Raw genomic sequence first — 25,380 nt, forward strand, 5'->3', positions numbered from 1 at the left:
TTTGGAACGGTTCTTGTCTGCGTTTGCACCGATTGTCAGTTGTGTCGTTAAATCGGTGGAAAGGAATTATCATCCGGCTTTGGTACCAGATTCTCTATGTGAAAGCTTGAACTCCCTGAGGTTGCATCATCGTGGGTAGTCTCTGTGTTACTGCTTGCCAAGGGTTTTTCATCAGTCGGCTGTGATGGTTCGCTTTTTAGCTCATTGGAAATGGTTTGTTCTCCAGCGTTCTCGCTTTGTTGTTCATTGAGATGTTGCTCAACCTGACGCCGTAAAGAGCCCTCGGCTTCATTTTCGGTAGCTGCTTCAAGAACGACCTCGGCACGTATGATCCGGGCATTGTCGATATCACCCTGAGTACGGGGTTGATTTTGATCACGCAGCGCCTCCAGATTGACTTGAGGTTCATTATCAGAAACGCTTACCTGTATAGGTCCTTCAGTTGCTTGTCTATCATGTTGAACGTTAATGTCGGCGCTTTCACTCCCCGGAGCCTGCTCATGGCTTGAAATCGGCGGTGCTGGTAAAGGCTGGGTCGGATCCATTATCAACGGCGCAGAATGTTCACTGACCGTATCACCTCCTGCACCGGAGGTTGTTACGACTAGCCGGATATTCATATTTTGCGCATTCCCACCTGGTAACAGTGCAGTCAAGTCGGTGGTTGTCCAGTTTTGAACATCGACATGTTCTGTCATTTGGGTAATTGTGTGAGCGTGACCATGGCCATCACTTAATACCGTTCCGACATTAAAACCTGTGAGTTCAATCTTGCTGATACGGTCTTGCGGATCAGCAGGTGGTGTTATCTTTGGGTGTAAATGCAATAGTGCAGAGCTATTGGGAGTAGCGATATCCGTATCGACTGATACCTTCTGTTCGGTCAATGCTCCGACCTGTGATAACTGATGATGACCTGTCACATCGACAAGCATGCCAGAATAGTCTGCCTGTATATCAAAAACCAGGCCTGCATTTTTTGATATTACTTTGCCCAGGGGAGAATGAGTCAGCAGAGTTTTGTCAACATCAACATTGGCAGCCATCGATACACTGAATATCTGACCATGATAGGCATCGTTAGGGTTAAATCCATGGTTTCCTGTGGCAGCAGGTCCCGACTCTTCTGCATAATGATCCTGGTCCTGGGCAAGAGCAAAAACGCCGTGCCCCGGGATCTGGTAGCCTGTTGCAATGTGGTCATGACTGTAAGCGCTCTGGCCATCGACAAGAACATCCAGGTGACCGGTCACTGAGTCCCATAATAATGAGTAGCGATGGCTATTTCCGTCAGTTGTATCAATGCCGGTAGCGTATTCATGGTGACCTATTCCAATGGTCAGGTTATCTGGTCTCCAGACATAAAACTCATTTGGATCTGCCGGGACGCCATAACTCAGAAACGTAGCGCCGTGATGAGCACTTGTGGCAACTTGCTGACTACCGATAATGTTAAACTCAACGGCCAACTTTGTAATAGGGTCTGGTGTATCAAGCTGGCCCTGGTTCAGAACCCCCCCGGTTCCCGCACTGCTAAAGGTCATAACTTTTTGCTCAGCGGAAAAACTTAAAGCAACTGATGCTGCATCAGTTACAGAGTTGGCCATGACCGAAACAGCTTGGGGAGGAGAGGTAACAGAGTGGGTGCCATCAGTCGTCGTTGCAGTGACGTATAACGGCATGGAGCCCTGATAATTCGTTGGAGGTGTTAAAGTCAACGATGAGACATCGCTCGCATTTACTACCCACCCACCGGAACCATCGCTATGACCTGATGAAAACTGAGTACCGGCTAAAAAACCTGTGAGGGTAATGCTTTCCAGGGTATCACCGTGTGATGCAATAACCAGGTTTAGTGCGATGGCCTTATCTTCATCTCCTGCAGGTGGGGCACTGGTTGAAATGGCAGCGGCATCAACAACACTCGAAACACTGATGTTGCCAGTTGCTATGGCTGAATCTGCCGTACCATCGTTAACGGTATAAGTAAAATGTACATCGCCGTTAAAATTGGCGGCAGGGATGAATACCAAATTGGGGATAGCACCGGTCACTATATTTTGGCCGACAGTCACATCTGCACCATTTAACTGGAATTTGCCCTCATTGGCTGCAGGCAACCGGGTGATGGTGACATGATCCAAAACTGCACCCGCATCCACATCCTGAAAGCCAAAGTCACTGGCACTGAAGGTATAGGCTGTGTCTTCAGTACCACTTAGAGGAACTGTTGCAACCGTGGGTTCATCATTGCTACCCGTGATGGTGATATGAACGGTTTGAGTATTGCCATCACTGGCCGTAAATGTGTAAGAGTCTGCGGCCTGGCGCTTGCTGGCATCCGGAGCAGACGGGTTTAGTTCCTGCACCTTGCTCTGGTCAAGCAGATAGGTCCACAAGCCATTAACCATGGTGAAATGACCATAGGTTGTTGCAGTGGGCGACACATTGTGGAAAACCGGATTATCACCAGCATCAACATCACTAACAGTGAGCATGCCTCTGACATTAGTGATATCACCGATGTCACCTTCGGCAACAGTGGCAACAAGGTTTCCGGATATTATCGAAGGATGATCAATAGCAGCCAGATTCATTGAAGCCGTCTGGGTGACAGAGGATTGATGCTCGTCCTTGACCTCATAGCTAAATTGCACCGGGCCGTTGTAATTTACAGTCGGGATGAAGGTGTATGTGCCGTTATAATTATCAGTAATACGACCATGGTCTGCTGACAGCTTATGAATACTAAGCTGAGCACGGTGATCCACATCAGTGGCGTGAGCCAGAAGGTCAGAAGCCTTTATGATAACCACCTGATCCTCTGTACCCGGAGGCAACACTACTGTTGAAGAGAGTGCTGGTGCGTCATTGGTGCCGCTAACCGTCATCATCAAGGCTTTAGTGTCAGTAGCGCCACTACCGTCAGTCACCATGACCGGGATCACGATTCTTTGCGTATCGCCTTGAGCCAAACCATCGTAGGCCGGATCGGCCGGGTCGAAAGAATAGTTGCCATCGGCATTCAATGTAAACCCTGGCACTTTCATAGTGCTGGAGTAAGTTGCAGTGTCGCCCGTATCGATATCGGTGGAAGTAATGCTTCCCGTGGTCGGCTGGCTGTCACCTTCTATTGCAGAGGCGGGGGAAATGGCGTTCAGTACAGGGCCATCGTTAGAACCGTTAACGGTGATAACAATATTATGGGTTGTGCCATCCGCACTCTGAATCTCGATTGTGTCGGTCAGGCTGTTAGTGGTCGTTGCGCCAGCCCCCAGCGCCTGAACGTCGGCATGGGTCTCGTCCAGGTTATAAGCCCAATGACCATTAGCATCAAGATTTAAGTTGCCATGGGTTGCAGCGTAGTTACCTGCCTGGAAGTGATCCTGCCCTGCATCCTTATCGCTGATACTCAGATTACCAGTGACTTGTAATAAAGAATCCTCGGTGACGCTACCGGACTCTGCTCCAGCAATCACCGCAGCATCCGATTGACCATGCACAGTAATGACCAGATTCCGGGTATCAGTAGCTCCATGTTGATCCGTAGCCGTAATGGGGATAGTCACTGTTTTATCCTGACCGGCCGCAAGAGACTGGTAGGCAGCATGGCCCGGATCAAAAGTATATTGACCATCCCTGCTGAGCATGAAGCCATCAACCGGAGTAGCGATTGAATAAGCGACGGATGCATAGTTATCCGGATCTTTTGACGTGATCTGTCCGCTAAGTGGGCTGTCGTCTTCCGTCGCGCTTTGTGCCTGTATCTGATCAAGCACGGGGGCGTCGTTGGTGCCGCTAACCGTCATCATCAAGGCTTTAGTATCAGTAGCACCACTTCCGTCAGCCACCGTGACCGGGATCACGATTCTTTGCGTATCGCCTTGAGCTAAACCATTGTAGGTCGGATCGGCTGGGTCGAAAGAATAGCTGCCATCGGTCTTCAGCGTGAACCCTGCCACTGTCGCTGTGGTGGAGTAAGTTGCAGTGTCACCCGTATCGACATCAGCGGAAGTAATGCTTCCCGTGGTCGGCTTGCTGTCACCTTCTATTGCAGAAGCGGCAGAAATGGCATTCAGTACCGGGCCATCGTTAGAACCGTTAATGGTGATAACAATATTATGTGTTGTGCCGTCAGCACTCTGAATCTGGATTGTATCTGTCAGGCTGTTGGTGGTCGTTGTGCCAGCCCCCAGCGCCTGTACATCGGCATGGGAATTATCCAGGTTGTAAGCCCAATGACCATTAGCATTAAGGTCAAGGTTGCCATGAGTCGCAGTGTAGTTAGCCGTCTGAAACTGATCCTCCCCGGCATCTTTATCGGTAATACTCAGGATACCAGTGACTTGTAATGAAGAATCCTCGGTGACGCTACCGGAGTCTGCTCCAGCAATCACCGCAGCATCCGGTTGACCATGTACAGTAATGACCAGATTCCGGGTATCAGTGGCTCCATGTTGATCCGTAGCCGTAATGGGGATAGTCAGCGTTTTATCCTGACCGGCCGCAATGGACTGGTACGCGGCATGGCCCGGATCAAAAGTATATTGACCATCCCTGCTGAGCGTGAAGCCATCAACCGGAGTAGCGACTGAATAAGCGACGGATGCATGGTTATCCGGGTCCTGTGAAGTGACTTGTCCGCTCACTTGACTGCCATCTTCCGTCGCGTTTTGTGCCTGTATCTGATCAAGCACAGGGGCGTCGTTGGTACCGCTAACCGTCATCACCAAGGCTTTAGTATCAGTAACGCCAAGACCGTCGGTCACCGTGACCGGGATCACGATTTTTTGTGTATCGCCCTGAGCTAAACCATCGTAGGCCGGATCGGCTGGGTCGAAAGAGTAGGTGCCATCGGCATTCAGTGTAAACCCTGGCACCGTCATAGTGGTGGAGCAAGTTGCAGTGTCGCCTGTATCGGCATCAGTGGAAGTAATGCTTCCCGTAGTCAGCTGGCTGTCACCTTCTGTTGCAGAGGCGGCGGAAATGGCATTCAGTACCGGGCCATCGTTAGAACCGTTAATAGTGATAACAATATCATGTGTTGTGCCGTCAGCACTCTGAATCGGGATACTATCGGTCAGGCTGTTGGTGGTCGTTGTGCCAGCCCCCAACGCCTGAACGTCGGCATGGGTGTTATCCAGGTTGTAAGCCCAGTGACCATTGCCATCAAGATGTAGTGTGCCATGGGTTGCTGTGTAGTTACCCGCCTGGAAGTAATCCTGCCCTGCATCGTTATCGGTAATACTCAGGATGCCAGTGACTTGTAATGAAGAATCCTCGGTGACACTACCGGAGTCTGCTCCGGCAATCACCGCAGCATTGGATTGACCGTGTACGATAATGACCAGGTTCCGGGTATCGCTGGCCCCGTGTTGATCCGTAACCGTAATGGGGATAGCCAGCGTTTGATCCTGACCGGCCGCAAGAGACTGGTAGGCAGCATGGCCCGGATCAAAAGTATATTGACCATCCCTGCTGAGCATGAAGCCATCAACCGGAGTAGCGATTGAATAAACCACGGATGCATGGTTATCCGGGTCTTGTGAAGTGATCTGTCCGTTAAGTTGACTGCCGTTTTCGGTCGCGCTTTGTGCCTGTATCTGATCAAGTACAGGGGCGTCGTTGGTACCGCTAAGCGTCATCACCAAGGCTTTAGTATCAGTAGCGCCACCGCCGTCGGTCACCGTGACGGGGATCACGATTCTTTGCGTATCGCCTTGAGCTAGACCATCGTAGGCCGGATCGGCTGGGTCGAAAGAGTAGGTGCCATTGGCATTCAGTGTAAACCCTGCCACCGTCGTAGTGGTTGAGTAAGTTGCAGTGTCGCCCGCATCGACATCGGCGGAAGTAATGCTTCCCGTAGTCAGCTGGCTGTCACCTTCGGTTGCAGAGGCGGCGGAAATGGCATTCAGAACCGGGCCATCGTTAGAGCCGTTAATGGTGATAACAATATTATGGGTTGTGCCATCCGCACTCTGAATCTGAATGGTATCGGTCAGGCTGTTGGTGGTTGTTGCGCCAGCCCCCAGCGCCTGAACGTTGGCGTGGGTGTTATCCAGGCTGTAAGCCCAGTGACCATTGGCATCAAGATGTAAGTTGCCATGGGTTGCTGTGAAGTTACCTGCCTGGAAGTGATCCTGCCCTGCATCCTTATCGGTGATACTCAGGCTACCAGTGACTTGTAGGGAAGAATCCTCGGTGACGCTACCGGCGTCTGCTCCGGCAATCACCGCAGCGTCCAATTGACCGTGCACAGTAATGACCAGATTCCGGGTATCAGTGGCTCCATGTTGATCCGAAGCCGTAATGGGGATAGTCACCGTTTTATCCTGACCGGCCGCAAGGGACTGGTAGGCAGCATGGCCCGGATCAAAAGTATATTGACCATCCCTGTTAAGCGTGAAGCCATCAACCGGAGTAGCGATTGAATAAGCGACGGATGCATGGTTATCCGGGTCTTGAGAAGTGATCTGCCCGCCAAGCTGGCTGCCATCTTCTGTCGCGCTTTGCGCCTGTATCTGATCAAGAACGGGGGCGTCGTTGGTACCGCTAACCGTCATCACCAAGGCTTTAGTATCAGTAGCGCCACTACCGTCAGTCACCGTGACGGGGATCACGATTCTTTGCGCATCGCCCTGAGCTAAACCATCGTAGGCCGGATCTGTTGGGTCGAAAGAATAGGTGCCACCGGCATTCAATGTAAACCCTGCCAGCGCCGCAGTGGTGGAGTAGGTTGCAGTGTCGCCCGTATCGACATCAGCGGAAGTAATGCTTCCCGTGGTCGGCTGGCTGTCACCTTCTGCTGCAAAGGCGGCAGAAATGGCATTCAGTATCGGGCCATCGTTAGAGCCGTTAATGGTGATAACAACATTATGGGTTGTGCCATCCGCGCTCTGAATCTGAATGGTATCGGTCAGGCTGTTGGTGGTCGTTGCGCCAGCGCCCAGCGCCTGAACGTCGGCGTGGGTGTTATCCAGGTTGTAAGCCCAGTGACCATTAGCATTAAGGTTCAAGGTGCCATGGGTTGCTTTATAGTTACCTGTCTGGAAGTGATCCTGCCCTGCATCCTTATCGGTGATACTCAGATTACCAGTGACTTGTAATGAAGAATCCTCGGTGACGCTACCGGAGTCTGTTCCAGCAATCACCGCAGCATCCGATTGACCATATACGGTAATGACCAGATTCCGGGTATCTGTGGCTCCATGTTGATCCGTAACCGTAACGGGGATAGTCAACGTTTTATCCTGACCGGCCGCAAGGGACTGGTAGGCAGCATGGCCCGGATCAAAAGTATATTGACCATCGCTGCCGAGCATGAAGCCATCAACCGGAGTACCGATTGAATAAGCGACGGATGCATGGTTATCCGGGTCTTGTGAAGTGACTTGCCCGCTGAGCGGGCTACCATCTTCCGAAGCGCTTTGCGCCTGTATTTGATCAAGCACGGGGGCGTCGTTGGTGCCGCTAACGGTTATTACCAGGGCTTTAGTATCTGTAGCGGCACTTCCGTCAGTCACCGTGACCGGGATCACGATTGTTTGCGTATCGCCTTGAGCCAGACCATTGTAGGTCGGATCGGCTGGGTCGAAAGAATAGGTGCCATCGGCCTTCAGCATGAACCCTGCCACTGTCGCTGTGGTGGAGTAAGTTGCAGTGTCACCCGTATCAACATCGGCGGAAGTAATGCTTCCCGTGGTCGGCTGGCTGCCACCCTCTGTTGCAGAGGCGGCGGAAATGGCATTCAGTACCGGGTCATCGTTAGAACCGTTAATGGTGATAACAACATTATGGGTTGTGCCATCAGCACTCTGAATCTGAATCCTGTCGGTCAGGCTGTTGGTGGTCGTGGTGCCGACCCCCAGCGCCTGAACGTCGGCATGGGCGTTATCCAGATTGTAAGCCCACTGACCATTAGCATTAAGGTTCAAGTTGCCATGGGTTGCTTTGTAGTTACCCGTCTGGAAGTGATCCTGCCCTGCATCCTTATCGGTGATACTCAGATTACCAGTGACTTGTAATGAAGAATCCTCGGTGACGCTACCGAAGTCTGCTCCAGCAATCACCGCAGCATCCGATTGACCATGTACAGTAATGACCAGATTCTGTGTGTCGGTGGCTCCATGTTGATCCGTAACGGTAATAGGGATACTCAGCGTTTTATCCTGACTGGCCGCAAGGGACTGGTAAGCAGCATGGCCCGGATCAAAAGTATATTGACCATCCCTGTTAAGCGTGAAGCCATCAACCGGAGTAGCGACTGAATAAGCGACGGATGCGTGGTTATCCGGGTCTTGCGAAGTGATCTGCCCGCTAAGTTGACTGCCATCTTCCGTTGCGCTTTGTGCCTGTATCTGATCAAGCACGGGGGCGTCGTTGGTACCGCTAACCGTCATCAACAAGGCTTTAGTATCTGTAGCGCCATTACCGTCAGTCACCGTGACCGGGATCACGATTCTTTGCGTATTGCCTTGAGCTAAACCATCGTAGGCCGGATCGGCTGGGTCGAAAGAATAGGTACCATCGGCCTTCAGCGTAAACCCTGCCGCCGTCGCTGTGGTGGAGTAAGTGGCAGTGTCGTCCGTATCAACATCGACGGAAGTAATGCTTCCCATGGTTGCCTGACTGGCACCTTCTGTTGCAGAGGCGGCGGGAATGGCGTTCAGCACCGGGCCATCGTTAGAACCGTTAACGGTGATAACAATGTCATGCGTTGTGCCATCTGCACTCTGAATCTGGATTGTATCGGTCAGGCTGTTGGTGGTCGTTGTGCCAGCCCCCAGCGCCTGAACGTTGGCATGGGCATTATCCAGATTATAAGCCCAGTGACCATTAGCGTTGAGGTTTAAGTTGCCACAGGTTGCTGTGTAGATACCTGCCTGGAAGTGATCCTGCCCTGCATCCTTATCGGTGATACTCAGGCTACCAGTGACTTGTAATGAAGAGTCCTCGGTGACACTACCGGAGTCTGCTCCAGCAATCACCGCAGCATTGGATTGACCGTGTACGGTAATGACCAGATTCCGGGTATCGGTGGCTCCGTGTTGATCCGTAACCGTGATGGGGATAGTCAGCGTTTTATTCTGACCGGCGACAAGGGGCTGATAGGCGGTATGGCCTGGGTCAAAGGCATACTGACCATCTCTGCTGAGCGTGAAGCCATCAACCGGAGTGGCGATTGAATAAGCGACGGATGCATGGTTATCCGGGTCTTGTGAAGTGATCTGTCCGCTAAGTTGGTTGCCATCTTTCTTTACACTTTGCGCCTGTATCTGATCAAGCACGGGGGCGTCGTTGGTGCCGCTAATTGTCATCAACAGAGCTTTTGTATCAGAAGCGCCGCTAGCGTCAGTCACCGTGACCGGGATGACGATTTTCTCCGAATCGCCCTGAGCCAAGCTGTTGTAAGCCGGATCGGTTGGGTCGAAAGAATAGGAGCCATCGGCATTCAGTGCGAACCCTGCTACTGTCATCGTGGTAGAGAAGGTTGCAGTGTCGCCAGTATCGACATCGGTAGAGGTAATGCTGCCAGTGGTCGGTTGACTGACACCTTCAACTGAATGGCCTGCATGTCCACCATTTACGACTGGCAAGTCATTAGAGCCTTGAACTTCAACAGTAAACGCGCGGGAGAAATCAACACCGTTTGTATTTAGAGCATGTACGACAAAATGCTCAGATACACGCTGTCCATCATGCAGCCCCTGAACATCAGATGCACTGTTATCCAGCGTGTAGCCCCACGCACCACTTTCCTCAATGGTCAGAACACCATATTTACCCTGATAAACTTGCGCGGGGAAAGTGCCCTCCCCATTTTTTAAATCCAATTGTCCATAAGCACTGATCTGCGAATCTTCGATCACTTGACCAGCAAAACTGCCGACAATTGTCAGAGGTAAATTACTCGAAGCAGCATTTTCGGATAATGCTGGTGACCTTCCTGCTATCTGTGGAGCAACGGTCCCGTTTCGTGAATTTAAAAAAGATTTTTCATTAAATAGCGAAACTGAGCCAGAGTCTGTATTTAAATCGCCGGTGTAGTCTCGTGCAGATTGATCATTAGCGGAAGCTTGTCCTTTCGAAACCTCCACTTCAAGGTTAACGCGCTCCACAATAGCTGCTGCCTTATGATGCCCGTCTTCAAACTCTATAACATGCATAACCCGACGGTCATTATGCTCTCTGGCTGTTTCAGTCGCTTGCAGTGTTTCATCTGAACCACTGTCAGGCAAACTATTGGCTGAGTGGACACTGTTTATTGCAGAATTAGCAGCATTATTCTGCAAGATGTCAGCCACAGGTTGAAGGTCTTTCACTAAAACAGAGATCGGGGATCCTGATTCTTCCTGAAGAACCACATGATGCTCATCGGGACTTGAAATTATCGTGCTCTCAGAAATCAGCATGCCTGATTCAAGGGACTCAAGCTCACCAGAGTTAGCTAGATAGAAAACCGGGCCCGAAATTTGCGACACTGTAAACATATCGAATACAAACCATGTTCCATAACCAGCCCACAGTGAAATATAGTTTAGATATCGAAAAATTACTAAAGTCCAATAAACCCCCGTTTTCATTAGCTCATGGTCGCCCAGTCTGTGCTATGCTAGCCGCCTTTAGTATTACATGCCCGAAATGACCATAGGCGTTAGAACCAGTCCCTAATCTCCTTTGGAAATGAATGTTTTTCATTAAAGTTTCCGGCGTCACAGGTGTTTGGAGTCAATGTCGAAATCTCAGATTTTTCGCGTTATTTTTCAGAATGAGTCTGAAGTCTTTGAAGTGTATGCTCGACAGATTTTCCAGAGCGAGCTCTGGGGATTTATTGAAGTAGAGGAATTTGCTTTTGGTGAGCGTAGCCAGTTGCTGGTCGATCCCAGTGAAGAGAAACTAAAGAGCACTTTCGAAGGTGTTAAGCGGAGTTATATTCCTTTGTCGTCTATTATTCGTATTGACGAAGTTGAAAAAGAAGGGGCAGCCAAGGTTTCTGAAGCAAAAGGCAATAACGTCAAACTGTTTCCAATGCCTCCGGCATGAGCCTTCGGGTCTGAGCCCTGATCGCGCATTTGTTTGCCGGTCGCCTGCTGCTGGCAGTGCAGCAGGAAAGGGGAGGGTTCGTTTATTCCTGATTGATGTCTGCTTGTTCGAAAGGCCGGTTCTGGTTTTTCAATAGCATGAACAAACCGGTTGCCATCAGCAGGCTTCCCAGGGCAAGCATGTAGCGGAATAGGTTAAGCCTCAGGTATCCGCCCAGGGTGCCCTGATTGCCAATGACCAGGCCGCCAATAAAAAAGCTGATGAACGCAATGAGCAGTAAGCCTTTGGGTCCGGGCTCTACCTGTGCTCTGACGACACTGTAGAGGGCTATGAGCAGGCTGAAAGCCAACAGGGCGTCCCTGTAGAGTGTTTCAACCCCGTACCAGCGGCTTATTTCGTAAGCCAGACAGAGTCCGATGATCATCCTTCCCCAGGCCGGCTTGCTCCACACCTTGTTAGACAGAAGCAGGGCAATGGCTGTACCAACTAATGGTGGCGAAAGGTAAGTAGCGGCGTTATTCAGAAAGAGATAGACACCGGTCCAGATCTCTGAAAAGCCATACTTCAGGGTGCCCGCTGCCGACGCCAGAGCAACCAGCAGGAAGCCCAGGAGGGCCCCCTTGGTAGCCGTTCTGTGAATCTCGGCAAATGCCTGTTGCTGGCAGAGCAGGAAAACAGCAAAGGTGCTGGCAGCTGCCAGCACCGCATCCGAAAGAGCCAGTGAACTCATAGTGAATACAGCCGTGAGGTAAGAAAACTATTTTGCGTCATTCTCATGTATGAATCCGGTGAGCATGGAAAACGACGCAGTAAAATATTTTTCACGGTCAATTGATTACCTTATCGACAGTGAAGGAAAGCACGATCCGCAGCCTCTATGGTTTTCTGAATCTCCAGATCACCATGAGCTTCGGATATAAATCCGGCTTCGAATGCGGAGGGAGCCAGATAGACTCCCTCATCCAGCATGGCGTGGAAGAAGCGACCATAGAAGGTTCCATCGCAGGCCATTACCTGATTAAAGCGGTCGACGCGAGGCTGGTCAGTGAAAAATAAACCAAACATACCACCCACTTGAGAGGTTTGCAGGGGAATACCATGTTGTGAGGCTTTCTCCTTGAAGCCTGCCAGTAACTTCGCTGCTTTTTCGGTAAGTTCTGCGTGGAAGCCGGGACGACTCAGGTTTCTCAGTGTCGCCAGCCCTGCGGCCATAGCCAACGGGTTACCAGACAGGGTACCAGCCTGATAAACCGGTCCCAGTGGAGCCAGGTGCTCCATGACCTCTTTTCGGCCACCAAAAGCACCCACTGGCAGACCGCCACCTATGATTTTACCCAGTGTCGTCAGATCTGGTTTTACGCCATAGTGAGCCTGTGCTCCACCCAGGGCAACACGGAATCCGGTCATGACTTCATCAAAGATTAGCAGGGCGCCGTACTCACTACATACTTCTCTCAGACCTTCAAGGAAACCTTTGACCGGGGGAATGCAGTTCATGTTACCGGCCACTGGTTCGACGATGATACAGGCCACTTCGCTGCCTGTTTCTGCAAAAGCCTGTTTAACAGAGTCAATGTCGTTGTACGTCAGTGTAATAGTGCTTTCTGCCAGAGCTTGAGGAACTCCCGGAGAACTTGGCACTCCCAGAGTCAGTGCGCCAGAGCCAGCCTTTACCAGCAGTGAGTCAGAATGGCCATGGTAGTTGCCTTCAAACTTGACAATTTTGTCACGGCCGGTAAAGCCCCTGGCCAGACGAATAGCACTCATGGTGGCTTCGGTGCCCGAGCTCACCATTCTGAGCAGTTCCATGGAGGGAAAAATTTCACGGACTTTCAGAGCCAGCTCGGTTTCCAGGGTTGTGGGCGCACCAAAGCTCATTCCATCCAGAGCCTGATCGCGAACGGCGCTGACAACATCCGGATGGTTATGTCCGAGAATCATCGGACCCCAGGAACCCACATAATCAATCAGGCTGTTGCCATCGACATCTTGAATATAGGCACCTTTGGCACTTTTGAAGAAGACTGGCTTGCCACCGACACCCTTGAACGCTCTGACCGGTGAGTTGACTCCCCCCGGGATGACAGCCTGGGCTTCAGTAAACAGAGTGCTAGAGCGTTCATGGGGAAGGGACATGATCTATTCCTGATTAAAACAATTCAGTAAAACTGCGGGCACGACTCTGAATATCTGTGGAAGCAAATAAATTATGAACCACTGCCACCATATCAGCACCCACCTCTATGAGCTGCGGGGCATTATCCACAGTAATTCCTCCAATAGCTACAACAGGGACTTCAAAGGTCTCCCGGGCAGAAGGCAGAAGTGACGGCTCGGCAGGCTTGGCGTCAGGCTTGGTATGTGAGGGGAAAAAACGTCCAAAGGCAATGTAATCGGCACCCTCCTCAACAGCCTTGTGGGCCAGATCGAGAGATCCTTCACAGCTGATACCAATAATAGCGTATTCCCCGAGCCTTTTTCGGGCGGATTTTATGGATTCATCCTGTTGTCCCAGGTGCACGCCGTCTGCTTCCGATTCTACAGCCAGTTCAATGTCATCATTGATGATCAAAAGGGCCCCGTAAGTGTGGCAGAGCACCCTCAGAGTACTGGCCTGACGGAACCTCTTTTCATGATCCAGACTTTTGTCTCGGTACTGAAGTACTTTCATGCCGCCCATCAAAGCCTGTTCAACCGCTTCCAGTAGAATACGATCGTCGGGGAGAAGCTGGCTGTCGGTTACACCGTAGAGACCTTTGAGCATGTTCTAACCTGATTTCAAACATTTCGACGGATTATAACAGGATGAGTGTCGACCCGGATAATTCAGATAGCCTCCAGTGCCTCGGACAGTTTGTGAACACCGACAACAGTTAATCCTTCAATGGGTTTTCTGGGCTTGTTTGCTGCCGGAACAATGGCTCTTCTGAAACCATGTTTGGCCGCTTCAATCAGGCGCTCCTGACCATTGGCAACGGGCCTGATTTCACCCGCAAGGCCCACTTCCCCAAAGGCAAAAAGGTCTTGGGGCAGAGCACTGTCGCGCAGGCTGGAAACGACTGCCAGCAAACCGGCCAGATCGGCGCTGGTTTCTGTGACTTTCACGCCCCCTACCACGTTGAGAAAGACATCCTGATCGCTGGTAAAAATACCCCCGTGTCGAGTCAGTATCGCCAGCAGCATGGCCAGCCTGTTTTGATCCAGTCCCACTGTTACACGTCTTGGGTTGCCTAGCTGCGAGTCTACGACCAGTGCCTGAATTTCCACCAGAAGAGGGCGGGTGCCTTCCCACAAAACATTGATAATGCTGCCTGAGGTGGGCTCAGATGCCCGGGACAGGAAAATGGCTGAAGGATTTTTGACTTCTTTCATGCCCCTTTCCGTCATGGCAAAGATGCCCAGCTCATTCACCTGACCAAATCGGTTCTTGGTTGCCCGCATAACCCTGAAGCGTGAATCATCAGTATTTCCAAGCATGATCTGGGTATCAATAATATGGGACAGGGTCATGGGGCCTGCCAGAGAATTATCTTTGGTCACATGGCCTACCAACAATAAGACAGTGCCTGTCTGTTTGGCAAAACGGGTGAGAAAGGCAGCGGACTCCCTGACCTGGGCAACGCCTCCGGGAGCCGCATCCACACCGTTCATATACATGACCTGGATAGAGTCGATAACAATAACCCCTGGCTTCTCCTGTTCGGCCACAGCGACAATATTTTCGGCTGAGGTTTCTGCCAGCATCTTCAGGCGATCAGCAGGCAGGTCGAGGCGTTTGGCCCGGGCTGCAATCTGTTGCAGTGATTCCTCACCGGAGACATAAAGGGCATTCATGCTCTGGGCAACATGACACAGTACCTGAAGCAGGATGGTACTCTTGCCAGCCCCCGGATGGCCGCCAATCAGGACAGCACTGCCTTTGACAAAACCACCGCCGAGAACCCGGTCAAACTCTGACGTGCCACTGCTGAATCTGGGCGCTTCAGCAACATCCACCTCACTCAGGGTCTGAAGACCACTGAGGGTGCCTGCAAAGCCTGATTTATTGACGGCACCAATAGAGGGGGAAGCCGCAGGTCCCAGGTTGACCTCTTTGAACGTATTCCAGGCTTTACAGTCTGGACATTGCCCCTGCCACTTGGAGGACTCGCTGCCGCACTCGGTGCAGACATAGGCTTTTCTGGATTTTGCTTTGGCCATTAGAAGGTTTCAGATAAAACTGTATGGTAGCCTGTCCTTGTGTCAGCTCCAACTTAAAGCGCCATCTCTTTGTTGCGAGTCTGAAGCCTTTTTCGCACAGGGCTCACAGCCATGACAGCAAAAGTCGTATGTGCAATCAGTCAGTTTTTTAGAATCCTGTTTACTTCGAGCTTCAGGGCTGCTCCCTGTCATGGCCCGGGTGCTGGGGGGTGGTATCTTGCTATGTGAGTCCTCAGGGCCGCATAATTACTGAAGACTATCCCACATTGCCGCAGGCCGTCATTCTCGTCGATTAAGATCATGTTGCAAGCTATTGGACCACGTACTCTCGAATGGATATCGAAAGAGGCCGTTTGTGAGGAGCTGACACCCCGGGACTCGTCATAAGGCTCCGGCAAGTGCTGCTGTGCCCCATCGCGTACTACAAAATCTGGTGAGTTTGCTAATGAAGACAGGCCTACTCTGCAATACGGGCAGATTTCCGGAGTTGTCTGAAATATATTTTGTAAACAATGTTTGTCAATTTTCTGTGAACAGCAGGGCGTAAGAATCGCATTGGTAAACATTTCAAAGCATATAGGGCAATCGGCACTTGCTTCAGGTAGCTTTCTGCTCTCAGCTGGTGGTCGTAATCGACAAACGCCTTTACAAGAGTCGACGTAACAATCTAAACCGTAAGTGTGCTGCTGTTGTTCGGGGTCTCCATTACCGTCGCGGTGGCAAGAGAGAAGCCTGGCAAAAGAGCCTATAAGACGGTTGATTGTTCCTGAGGCCTGCTGACCAGATGATGCTGATGTCTGGCTTTGCTGGCCACTTTCTGTTTGACCCTGTCCCGGAAGGACCATAGTGGTGATCGCAAACGGATGATCCTGACTTGCCTGCGGTTGATCCAGCGGATTAAACAGAGGTGAATCCGGGTTCCCATAGCTTTTCAAAAGCATTCCGACAGCAACAAGCGCTTCTAATGGTATCCATGAATAAAGTCTGGCGCTCAAAGAGGTGTCACTGGTGTTCAGGAGCAGTTTGTTAGCCGCCAGCAGATGAGTGGCAGAAATCAGCTCCCACGATATCGATTCAATAAAAGAGGTTGTTTCAACGTAACTGTTGAGTTTTATAGAAACGCTCCCTTTTGGAACGCCTCCATTCTGTTCAAACTCGGCAATAAAATAGCTTTTCGACGGTTCGGCGGAACATATAACAGAAACCGACATTAACAATAACAGCAGTGCCGCTGAAAATGGGTTTTTCAAAGGTTTAACCTGACAGCTATTTTGTGTCTTTGAGAATGTGGAGGCTAGACCAGAAACTCATCAGGGGTATATTTATTCGAGATACCCGATCAGGTCTCTAACATACTTGTAGACTCTTTGACATGGCCCATCCTCGCCAACTATTGGCAAGTCTCCGTTAACAGAACCTGTTAAGTCCTGCGGTGCCTCTGCGCTTGCTATAAAACCTAGTGATCGTAATACTGATAACGTGCCTGCTGTGCAAAATGGGCAGTGTCCCGACTCCGACCATACCAAAGCATCCAGTAGACAACATGTCTCGACTCTTTTCGAACAACAGGGAGTCACAAGTACATCATCTCTAAACATTTGATGGCATATAGGGCACTCCCCATCTGCTTCACTTGGAGAAAAATCCGGTGATTGAGCTAGAAAAGACAAATCTTCTCTGCAATATGGGCAGGTGTTCCCAGTTTTCTCAAATGCCTCTTGCAAGCAGTGTTTGTCAATTTTCTGTGAACAACAAGGAGTAAGAATCGTATTGGTAAACGTTTCACAGCATATAGGGCATTCGTCACTTGCTTCAGGTGACATACTGCTAGCAGCGGGTGATCGAAATCGACAAACGCCATTACAGGAATCGACGTAACACTCTAAACCGAAAGTATGTTGGGGTTGTTCAGGGTTCCCGTTACCGTCGCGGCGGCAAGTCTGGAGCTGGGCGAAACAGTTTTTAAGGTGGGTGGTTGTTACTGAGGCCTGCTGATTGGATGATGCTGATGCCTGGCTTTGCTGGTCATTTTTTTGTTGACCCAGTCCGGGAAGTACCATAGTAGTGATGGCAAACGGATGATCCTGACTGGCCTCCAGTTGATCCGTCGGGTTGAACAGCAATGAATTGGAGTTCCAATCACTTTTCAAAAGCATGCCGACGGCGACAAACGCTTCTACCGGTATCCATGAATAAGGTTTGGCGCTCAGGGCATTGTTGTAAGGTTCGGCGTAACAGATAACAGACAACGACATCAGCAAGAACAGCAATGCCGCAGAAAATGGTTTTCTCAAGGGGTCATCCTTAATATCTATTTCGTATTTTTTGAAATAGAGAGGCTAGATCAGAACGTTGTTAAATCAAGAAAAAATGATCGATTGGTATGAAATTCCCCGCTCCAATCATAGAGGGGGCTCTCTGGCCACGTCACAGTTTCATCGGCGAAAGTGGAAGTGTGATACATGATTGGCCAGGGCTGCGTGATTTTTGCAGACCTTCCCACATGGCAACACCCTGCCAATCCCGTCCATTAGGATCACCTCGCAGACTGCTAGATCAAGTGCTCTCATAGTGTTAGTGAAAGAGGCCGTTTGTGAGGAACTGATACCCGAAGGCTTGTTATCAGCAACTGTTAAGTCCTGCTGTGATTCTACACTTGCTGCAAAATCCGGTGATTCTGCCAGGAAAGACAGATCTCTTCTGCAAAATGGACAGGTTTTCGTTGACCCTGGTGAAGTGCTCAGAAATATCTCTTTTAAACAGTGTGTGTCAATTTTATTCGAACAACAGGGAGTCACAGTTACTTTTCCAAACATTTCAAAGCATATGGGGCACTCCTCACCTCTATCAGGTTGCCTGCTGCTATCAGCTTGTGATCGGAATTGACAAACGCCATTACAGGAATCGACGTAACAATTTAAGCCGAAAGTATGCTGATGTTGTTCGGGATTTTCTTTGCCTTCGCCAGAGCCGCGAGACAGAAACCTGGCGAAAAAGCCTCTACGGGTGATTGTTCCTGAGGCCTGCTGACCGGATGATGCTGATGCCTGGTTTTGTTGGCCATTTTCTGTTTGATCCTGTCCCGGAAGCACCATAGTGGTGATCGCAAACGGATGATGCTGACTTGTCTCCAGTTGATCCACCGGGTTAAACAGCGATGAATTGGAGTTCCAATAGCTTTTCAAAAGTATGCCGACAGCGACAAACGCTTCTGCGGGTATCCATGAATAGGGTTTGGCGCTCAGAAGCGGGGCGCTGGTGGTCAGAACCAGCTTGTAAGCAACCAGCAGATGAGCGACATAAATCAATTCCCACGGGATTGATTCAATAAGAGGCGTTGTTTCTCCATAATCGCCAAGTCTGTATGATTTGTGATCAGGCGGAAAAATTGATCCTGAGTCATCATTTGTTTCGGCAGAGTATGACTTATCGTACGACAATGTGTTTTTATTGTATTCTATGAAAAAACTCCTTTCTGGAACGCCTCCATCTTGTTCAAACTCGACAATAAAATGTCTTTTAAAAGATTTGGCATTACAGGTAACAGGCAGCAATATTAGCAATAACAGCAGTGCCTTGGAAAATGGCTTTTTCAAAGCTTTATCCTTACATCTGTTTTGTGTTTTTAAGAATTGAGAGGCTAGACCAGAAAATTGATAGATCAAGAAAATAAGTATTTTTTCAAAAACAAAGGTTTCACCGTGCTAGAAAATGTCTTCTAAGTAATTAACGCCCGGAGTATTCATGACAACACTGGCCTTATCAGCAGTTTTTTGGCGTTAGTTGACAATTTTTATTTCAACTGTCGATACCAAACACCTCTACTCATACAACCCTGGCTTCAGGCCGTGTTTCGGCCGCAGGCATGGTCTTGCCTGCGATGCCGAGTTCATTTGTCCATCGTCGTTTATGATTCGGTATTGACTTGAGCTGCCAATTTCCTCTGATTTCAAACCTGAATCAGGTTTGATTTCCGAGAGGGTGGCAATTTCAAAAGAGAGTGATTGGGCGATGGCTATCAACGTTCTGTAACCAGCACTTTCTACCTGTCTGGGTAACTTCAGTACTTTGCTTAACATATCCGGGTTGTTTTTCAGGAAGCTCTTTACCTGAGCTGCGAAAGCGTTGGGAAACCGGCAAACCACGGGAGGTGTTGCTGACATTTGTCGGGTGATCAATTGATGAAAACCGGAAGGGTTTCCAGAAAAGAGCTGTTGCCAGTTTTCAATACTGAGCCGGGTCGCATTTTCTGCGATAAACCCGGGCCAGAAGTCGACCAGATCAGGGTGAGCAAGTAGTTTTTTAAAAACAGTCGGCTCAATGTCCAGAGCCGCTTTTGGGTAATGTTTGATGAATTCCAGAGTGATAGTTTTTTCCTGGGTAAAGTCAGACAGTAGCAGTGTACTTCGGGTGGCTTTGCACAAAAGCGGTGACCGGGCAACCATCAAGCCGTTCTGGTGCCTCAGATAATGTTTTGAGGCTACGGTAATATAGTGCTCTTCCATTTCCGGGCTGAGTTGAATCAGAAGAATGAGCTGATGCACGAGGGCTGACTTACATCGAGCCAACACATTCGGGTATTTCAGATAAAGACCAAGACCCATCATGTCAGGATCATCCTGTGGCAGACGGGCAATAATGTCGGTGCTCTGCTGCCGGGCAACAGAGAGAACAATTTGATAAAGAGGATCTTGTTTCTTGCGCTGAGGCTTTGCAATGCGCAGGAGGTGATCATCGAGTGAAAGCTTCATGCTCTTCAGGTCCATAGCTACGGCGTCAGGACATTTTTCCAGACGGGATCTGAGTTCAAACCCTTTAACTTTCAGAAACCTGTCACCAAGATCTTTATCCTGACGGATCTTCTTCAGCAGTCGTTCCAGATTTTCAGTGTTGGATGATTGCAACCAGCCATCCATTTCAATCAGTGATTCGGCATTATCATCCCACTGTCGCTTCTCATCTTTTGCAACCTGATTCGCTGCCTTGGTAGAAGAAGGCGTGACAACATTGCCCTGAGTCTCAGTAATAAGGTCTTTGGTGAAGGCATCAAAACAGTTCCGGGTGGTCTGATACAGGTCATTCAGATCGCCCTGAGTTGCGCACAGATGACTGAATTCATCCAGCCATTCAAACAGTGCTGTTCTGTAGAATCCGACAAGCTGGTTGAGATCGCTGACGTCCATAAGGTCGCAGAATCTTGAAAAGCCTTCATGCAGGGTTTGTTTCAGTTCGACCTGAATATTTTTCCCGGTTTTTTTGGCTTTGACGGAAGCTTGCAGCAGATTATTGAGCTGCTCTCTGGTACGAATGATCTGACAGGCGGGGGTTTTCAGGAATGCTGCAACCTGTTTGGTCAGTACTGAGAAGTCCAGCTCTCCCGCTACCTTTGCTTCAAGCATTGAGACGGAGCGATCACTCAGGTTGAGATGTTGATTCACATTCTGGGCTGATTGAATCAGCGAGCCGAGCAGGTTTCTCAGGCGAACCGGGTCCGGATGAGTGACAATCCAGTCTTTATAGCTGGCTATTACTTCCACCAGTTCGTATTGGTCATTGAGTCCAACCCTGGTACCCGGTGCAAACTTATTACGATCTAGCGTCAGATCCCGAACCTGTTCATAAAGACCCTGAGTCATTGTTTACTTCCCTGTTTTAAAACCTCTTTATCAAGAATCTAGCAACAGAAACAGAGTCAGGATCAGAGTCAGAAACCTGATTCAACATTTAGATAAGCTTTAACAGTGAGTGGAGATGACAAAAAGGCGTCAGCAGGAGAGCACCCTGAGCACTCTTCAGCACAGATCAGATTTCCTTGTGAGGGCCGAATCCTGGTGAGCGCCCGGGATTTCAATCTGCTCACGAATCAGGACGATGACCCCCTGTGTCAGCGTTCATGGCGGTTTTGGAAGCTTACACGCTGGTGGCTGATCTGATTGAGAATCCTAATGAGCTGTCAGAGCTGTTGGCAGTGGGTTGAGCACTGTTATTTTACTCGTTCATCAAGGCCAACAGCCTTGAGACCGGGTGAGGAATCTCGGTATTCCCAAAACGCTTAACCTGACTTCTACAGGAGTAGCCGGTAGCCAACAGTTGATCCTGGTTGTCAGGATTCTCGATCACAGGTTTCCAGCTCATGTCGTATAGCTTGCGGGACGTTTCCTGGTTACGGGTTTCATGTCCGTAGATACCCGCCATACCGCAACAGCCAGTAGCCTGGTAAGTCAGTTTTAGTCCACAGGCGGCAAACAGCTTTTGCCACTGTGCCGGTGCTGCTGGCGCATTCGTGGTCTCCGTGCAGTGCCCCAGCAGCTTGAACTCACCATTCAGATTTAACTGAAGCTCACGAATGGTATCTGCCTGACTGGCAAACCATTCCGAGAGTAATTGCACTTTGGGAGCTTCTTCACCCATGATCTCATGGTATTCATCGCGATAAGTCAGGGTAACGGCAGCATCAATCCCTATCAGGGCTACACCTTTATCGGCCAGTTTTTTGAGTGCTCTGGCATTGGTTTTCGCGACTTTCTCAAAACGCCCCAGAAAACCATAGACATGCAACACTTTGCCGTTGGGTTTATAGGGCGCAACGAGAGGACGATAACCGAGTCTGACCAACAGCTCGACCAGGTCAGTCAATACCGGAGTTTCGAAAAAACTGGTAAAGGCGTCCTGAACAATCACCACCGTTCGAGCCAGCTCTTTTTCTGTCATGGAAGCAAGTAGACTGTCTGAGGCCACGGAGGCACCAGAACGACAGCTGTCTTCCAGAGGGGATGCACTGGTGATAGTCGGCAGATCCTGAAGACCGGACGTTTTGGCCGAAAGCTTGTTCATCAAACCCGAGTTGGCCACACGGTTGTAAACAGATTTGGCTTTTGCCAGTGTTGGCAGAACGGGTTCCAACATCGCAGCAGCATGATGTTTAGCAGGGCGCAGGTAGCGAGTGTGGTAAAGCTCAAAGTACCGGGACCTCAGGTCAGGCACATTCACCTGAATAGGGCACTGACCTGCACAGGACTTACAGCTCATACAGCTGTCCAGTGCTTCATAAACATCATGACTGAAATCTTCCTTGCCTCGCAGCTTGGCAATGCTGTTGCGGGTCTTGTCCATGGCGTTATAGAAAAGTCCGGACTGGCGAGCTTCGTCCACTGCTTCAGAGATGTTGCTGCCCGCCGCGCTTTGCAGTCGCAACCATTCACGTACCAGTCCTGATCGGCCTTTGGGTGATTGAGTTCTATCCAGAGTGGCCTTCCAGGTTGGACACATGGCGCTGTTGGGATTGTAGTTGAAGCAGGCGCCATTGCCATTGCAATACATGCCATGGGTAAAAGCATCGAAGGCTTTTCTTTCGATGGTTCTGTCCAGCTGGCCACGGGTTTGCACACCGTCAATCTTCAGCAGGGTTTCTGATGCCCGGGTGGAGGGTGTCGCTATTTTTCCCGGATTCAACTGATTATGGGGGTCGAAAGCACTTTTGATGTTTTGTAGTACCGGGTAAAGATCCTGAAAAAAGTCGGGTGCGTATTCAGAGCGAACGCCTTTGCCATGCTCTCCCCAAAGGACGCCACCATGGGCTTTCGCCAGCGCAGAGACTTCATCACTGATGGTTCTGACCAGAACCTCCTGCTCAAGATCTTTCATATCAATGGCGGGTCTTACATGGAGAACCCCGGCGTCGACATGACCAAACATGCCATAAGACAGGTTATGGCTATCCAGTAACGCCCGGAAGCGAGCGATAAAAGCAGCCAGATTCTCTGGTGGCACGGCAACGTCTTCTACAAAGGGTATAGGTCGTGCGTCGCCTTCCATGTTGCCCAGCAATCCCACGGACTGCTTGCGCATATTCCAGATCTTTTTAACGTTTGGAGTTCCTGTCACAACGCTGTGACCCACCCGTTGGATTTCCGATGGCTTGTCCAACTCTGCTTTTAAGCGTTCAATACCTTTTTCAATATCGGCTTGCGACTGGCCGGTGTATTCAACAAAGTTAATGCCGTCTATTTGATCAACATCATCCGGAAAGTACTCTTTGACGCTCTCCCAGACACTGTCTGCTTTGGCGAGCGACAGAACTTTGGAATCAATGGTTTCAACCGAGCTTGGAGTCGCTTGCATAAGGGACTGGGCATCCCTCAGCGATTCCTGAAAGCTGGAGTAGAACACCAGAACCAGTGCAGAGGTGTCGGGTATAGGCAGAAGGTTGACCTTGATTTCACTGATCATGGCCAGAGTCCCTTCAGAACCGCAGAGAATGGCATTGAGATCAAACTTGCCAACGTCTTCAGGGTTCACAGGATCTTTTCTGCGGATGTTGGCCAGATCGTAGCCGGTCAGATTTCGGTTGAGCTTTGGAAAGATGGTTTCGACACGATCTTTATTCTGGTTATAGGCTTCAATCACCGTTTTGTGAACCTGCCCTGCGCGGTCTTTGCGCTGACAGATTTCATCAAGCTCCTGTTCTGTCAGTGGTGATGAGTTCCATACGGTGCCATCAGCAAAGACCGAGGTCAGTTCAAGGACATGATGGCGGGTTTTGCCATAGACAACCGAACCCTGACCACTGGCATCGGTGTTCACCATGCCACCCACTGTCGCCCGGTTGCTGGTGGACAGTTCCGGGGCAAAAAACAGTCCGTGCTTTGCAGCCAGATCATTCAGATAGTCTTTGACGGTACCGCTTTGAACCCTTGCCCAGCGCTCTTCAGGGTTGATCTCCAGAACCTGATTCATATAGCGACTGGTGTCTACCATAAATCCCGAGGTTAGTGACTGGCCGTTGGTGCCGGTACCTCCTCCCCTTGGAGAGAGTACAACCGTTTGAAAAGAAGGTTCATTAGCCAATGACAACATTGTGCTCAGATCTTCGGTGCCTTTGGGGTATAGGACACCTGCCGGATACACCTGATAGATCGAGTTGTCAGTAGCCAGCACAGTCCGTTCTGCATAGCCCAGCTCTATATCGCCCTGGAATCCGGAGCTGGCCAGCCGATCGGCAAAATTCTGATACAGCGTCCCTTCTGCGCTGGTGGCATTGACGGCCTGTTGGTTCAGTTTGCTGATCACTTTCCTACTCCCGGGCTTTGCTGTTTTATCGTCTTGCGAAGCGAAGGTGACGTTTCTCGGACTGCGTATTGTACGCAATTAAAAGTCTTTAGTCAGTGGGGATTTTTGCTCATTTAGTTGTTTCATGATTTCGGTGCTATATTGCACTGGGTTACAATTTTTCAGGTTTATTAAGATGCGTTTTTTTTATATCCAATTTATGTTTATTCCGGAGAGTTTTTAGATGCCATAAAAAGTGCAGATAAGGAGAAAGTTACTCTGCTCGTTACGCAAGGAAAAGATATTAATGTAAGGGAGTTCGATGGAGTAGTTGAAGATGAAGAAATCTATGAAGAGGCTGTCTATCCAATAGTGGCAGCTCTTCAGCATGGAAGTGTTGAGATGATACTTCATTTACTTCAAAATGGGGCTGATCCCAATGTGTCTGCTTTTTGTATTAGATTTATTGGCTATTCTTCTTTCCATCCAGCCATTTTTGAGACAGAAAGCATGCAGATTATTTTTTTATTATTAGTATATGGAGCTGACCCGAATGCTGGTTTAGGTAGTTCTTACCATATTGATTGCAATACTATATATACGTATGCGAGAGATAGTTGTTTATTTAACCATTATTTTATTTTTTTCTACTGGTTTCTTTTGCCAGAAGATACACGGGCTGAGCTAAAGAGAAATATAACGAACATCCAGGAATTAAATAAAGCATTATTTGATCTTTTTCCGGTGCTAACAATTACTGCTTTAATTACCATATTATCTATAACGCCACAGTTACAATTATCACGCTTCCCATATGCCTTTAGAAAAGTCTTTGAGGGGGTATTGAGACCATTTTTATATGAACGTAATTATATGCGTTATGAAAACTCTTCAATCAATTGTACTGAAAATTGGGATGAGTAACATCTAGGAAAAGGTTTTCAAAGACATTCTTTCATTTGGTGTGATTTTTTCAATTCGTAGTTAACTCTTATCGAGGGGTGAGGTTTGGCTATAGAGTTTCACAAAGAATGACTCATTACCATGAACTGGCATAGGAACGAGTCAAACTAGTCAACAGGCTTTCCC

General features: G+C 49.5%; 12 protein-coding genes. 2 read left to right on the forward strand and 10 right to left on the reverse strand.

Features of this window, described 5'->3' with window-relative positions:
• Positions 1-47: 47 nt before the first annotated feature.
• Positions 48-10,412, reverse strand: a complete 10,365-nt coding sequence (locus ACO6VG_RS10215; protein WP_422473744.1) for a VCBS domain-containing protein — start codon at positions 10,410-10,412, stop codon at positions 48-50.
• 319 nt (positions 10,413-10,731) lie between these two features.
• Between ACO6VG_RS10215 and ACO6VG_RS10220 the strand changes: the two genes are divergently transcribed.
• Positions 10,732-11,043, forward strand: a complete 312-nt coding sequence (locus ACO6VG_RS10220; RefSeq protein WP_317143534.1) for a DUF1820 family protein — start codon at positions 10,732-10,734, stop codon at positions 11,041-11,043.
• A gap of 82 nt (positions 11,044-11,125) precedes the next feature.
• Here the strand turns inward: ACO6VG_RS10220 and ACO6VG_RS10225 are convergent, their stop codons facing one another.
• The 9 genes from ACO6VG_RS10225 to ydiJ form a co-directional block, all read right to left on the reverse strand.
• Complete coding sequence (locus tag ACO6VG_RS10225; protein ID WP_422473746.1) at positions 11,126-11,773, reverse strand: hypothetical protein; 648 nt, start codon at positions 11,771-11,773, stop codon at positions 11,126-11,128.
• A gap of 110 nt (positions 11,774-11,883) precedes the next feature.
• Positions 11,884-13,179 (reverse strand): glutamate-1-semialdehyde 2,1-aminomutase, encoded by a 1,296-nt coding sequence (hemL, locus tag ACO6VG_RS10230; RefSeq protein WP_422136819.1) that lies wholly within the window; start codon positions 13,177-13,179, stop codon positions 11,884-11,886.
• A 13-nt stretch (positions 13,180-13,192) separates the two neighbouring features.
• Complete coding sequence (gene thiE / locus ACO6VG_RS10235) at positions 13,193-13,807, reverse strand: thiamine phosphate synthase (protein ID WP_422473748.1); 615 nt, start codon at positions 13,805-13,807, stop codon at positions 13,193-13,195.
• 62 nt (positions 13,808-13,869) lie between these two features.
• Positions 13,870-15,243: a DNA repair protein RadA gene (gene radA / locus ACO6VG_RS10240; RefSeq protein WP_422136821.1), complete on the reverse strand. Its 1,374-nt coding sequence runs from the start codon at positions 15,241-15,243 to the stop codon at positions 13,870-13,872.
• Positions 15,244-15,431: 188 nt separating this feature from the next.
• The gene (locus ACO6VG_RS10245; protein ID WP_422136822.1) at positions 15,432-16,493 is read right to left on the reverse strand and encodes a hypothetical protein; all 1,062 of its coding nucleotides are present in this window, start codon (positions 16,491-16,493) and stop codon (positions 15,432-15,434) included.
• Positions 16,494-16,565: 72 nt separating this feature from the next.
• The gene (locus ACO6VG_RS10250) at positions 16,566-17,537 is read right to left on the reverse strand and encodes a hypothetical protein (RefSeq protein ID WP_422136823.1); all 972 of its coding nucleotides are present in this window, start codon (positions 17,535-17,537) and stop codon (positions 16,566-16,568) included.
• A gap of 141 nt (positions 17,538-17,678) precedes the next feature.
• On the reverse strand, positions 17,679-18,839 hold the full coding sequence (locus tag ACO6VG_RS10255) for a hypothetical protein (protein WP_422136824.1): 1,161 nt from the start codon (positions 18,837-18,839) through the stop codon (positions 17,679-17,681).
• A 225-nt stretch (positions 18,840-19,064) separates the two neighbouring features.
• Entirely contained in the window at positions 19,065-20,879 is a 1,815-nt protein-coding gene (locus ACO6VG_RS10260) for a hypothetical protein (protein WP_422473750.1), read from the reverse strand.
• Between the two features lie 352 nt (positions 20,880-21,231).
• Positions 21,232-24,312, reverse strand: a complete 3,081-nt coding sequence (gene ydiJ / locus ACO6VG_RS10265) for a D-2-hydroxyglutarate dehydrogenase YdiJ (protein ID WP_422473752.1) — start codon at positions 24,310-24,312, stop codon at positions 21,232-21,234.
• A 351-nt stretch (positions 24,313-24,663) separates the two neighbouring features.
• Here ydiJ and ACO6VG_RS10270 point away from each other — a divergent pair, with 351 nt between their 5' ends.
• Positions 24,664-25,215 carry a hypothetical protein gene (locus ACO6VG_RS10270; RefSeq protein WP_422136827.1) on the forward strand — a complete coding sequence of 184 codons (552 nt, stop codon included), beginning with the start codon at positions 24,664-24,666 and terminating at the stop codon, positions 25,213-25,215.
• Positions 25,216-25,380 lie beyond the last annotated feature (165 nt).

The sequence above is a fragment of the Endozoicomonas sp. ALB032 genome (assembly GCF_049310125.1).
Taxonomy (GTDB): Bacteria; Pseudomonadota; Gammaproteobacteria; order Pseudomonadales; family Endozoicomonadaceae; genus Endozoicomonas_A.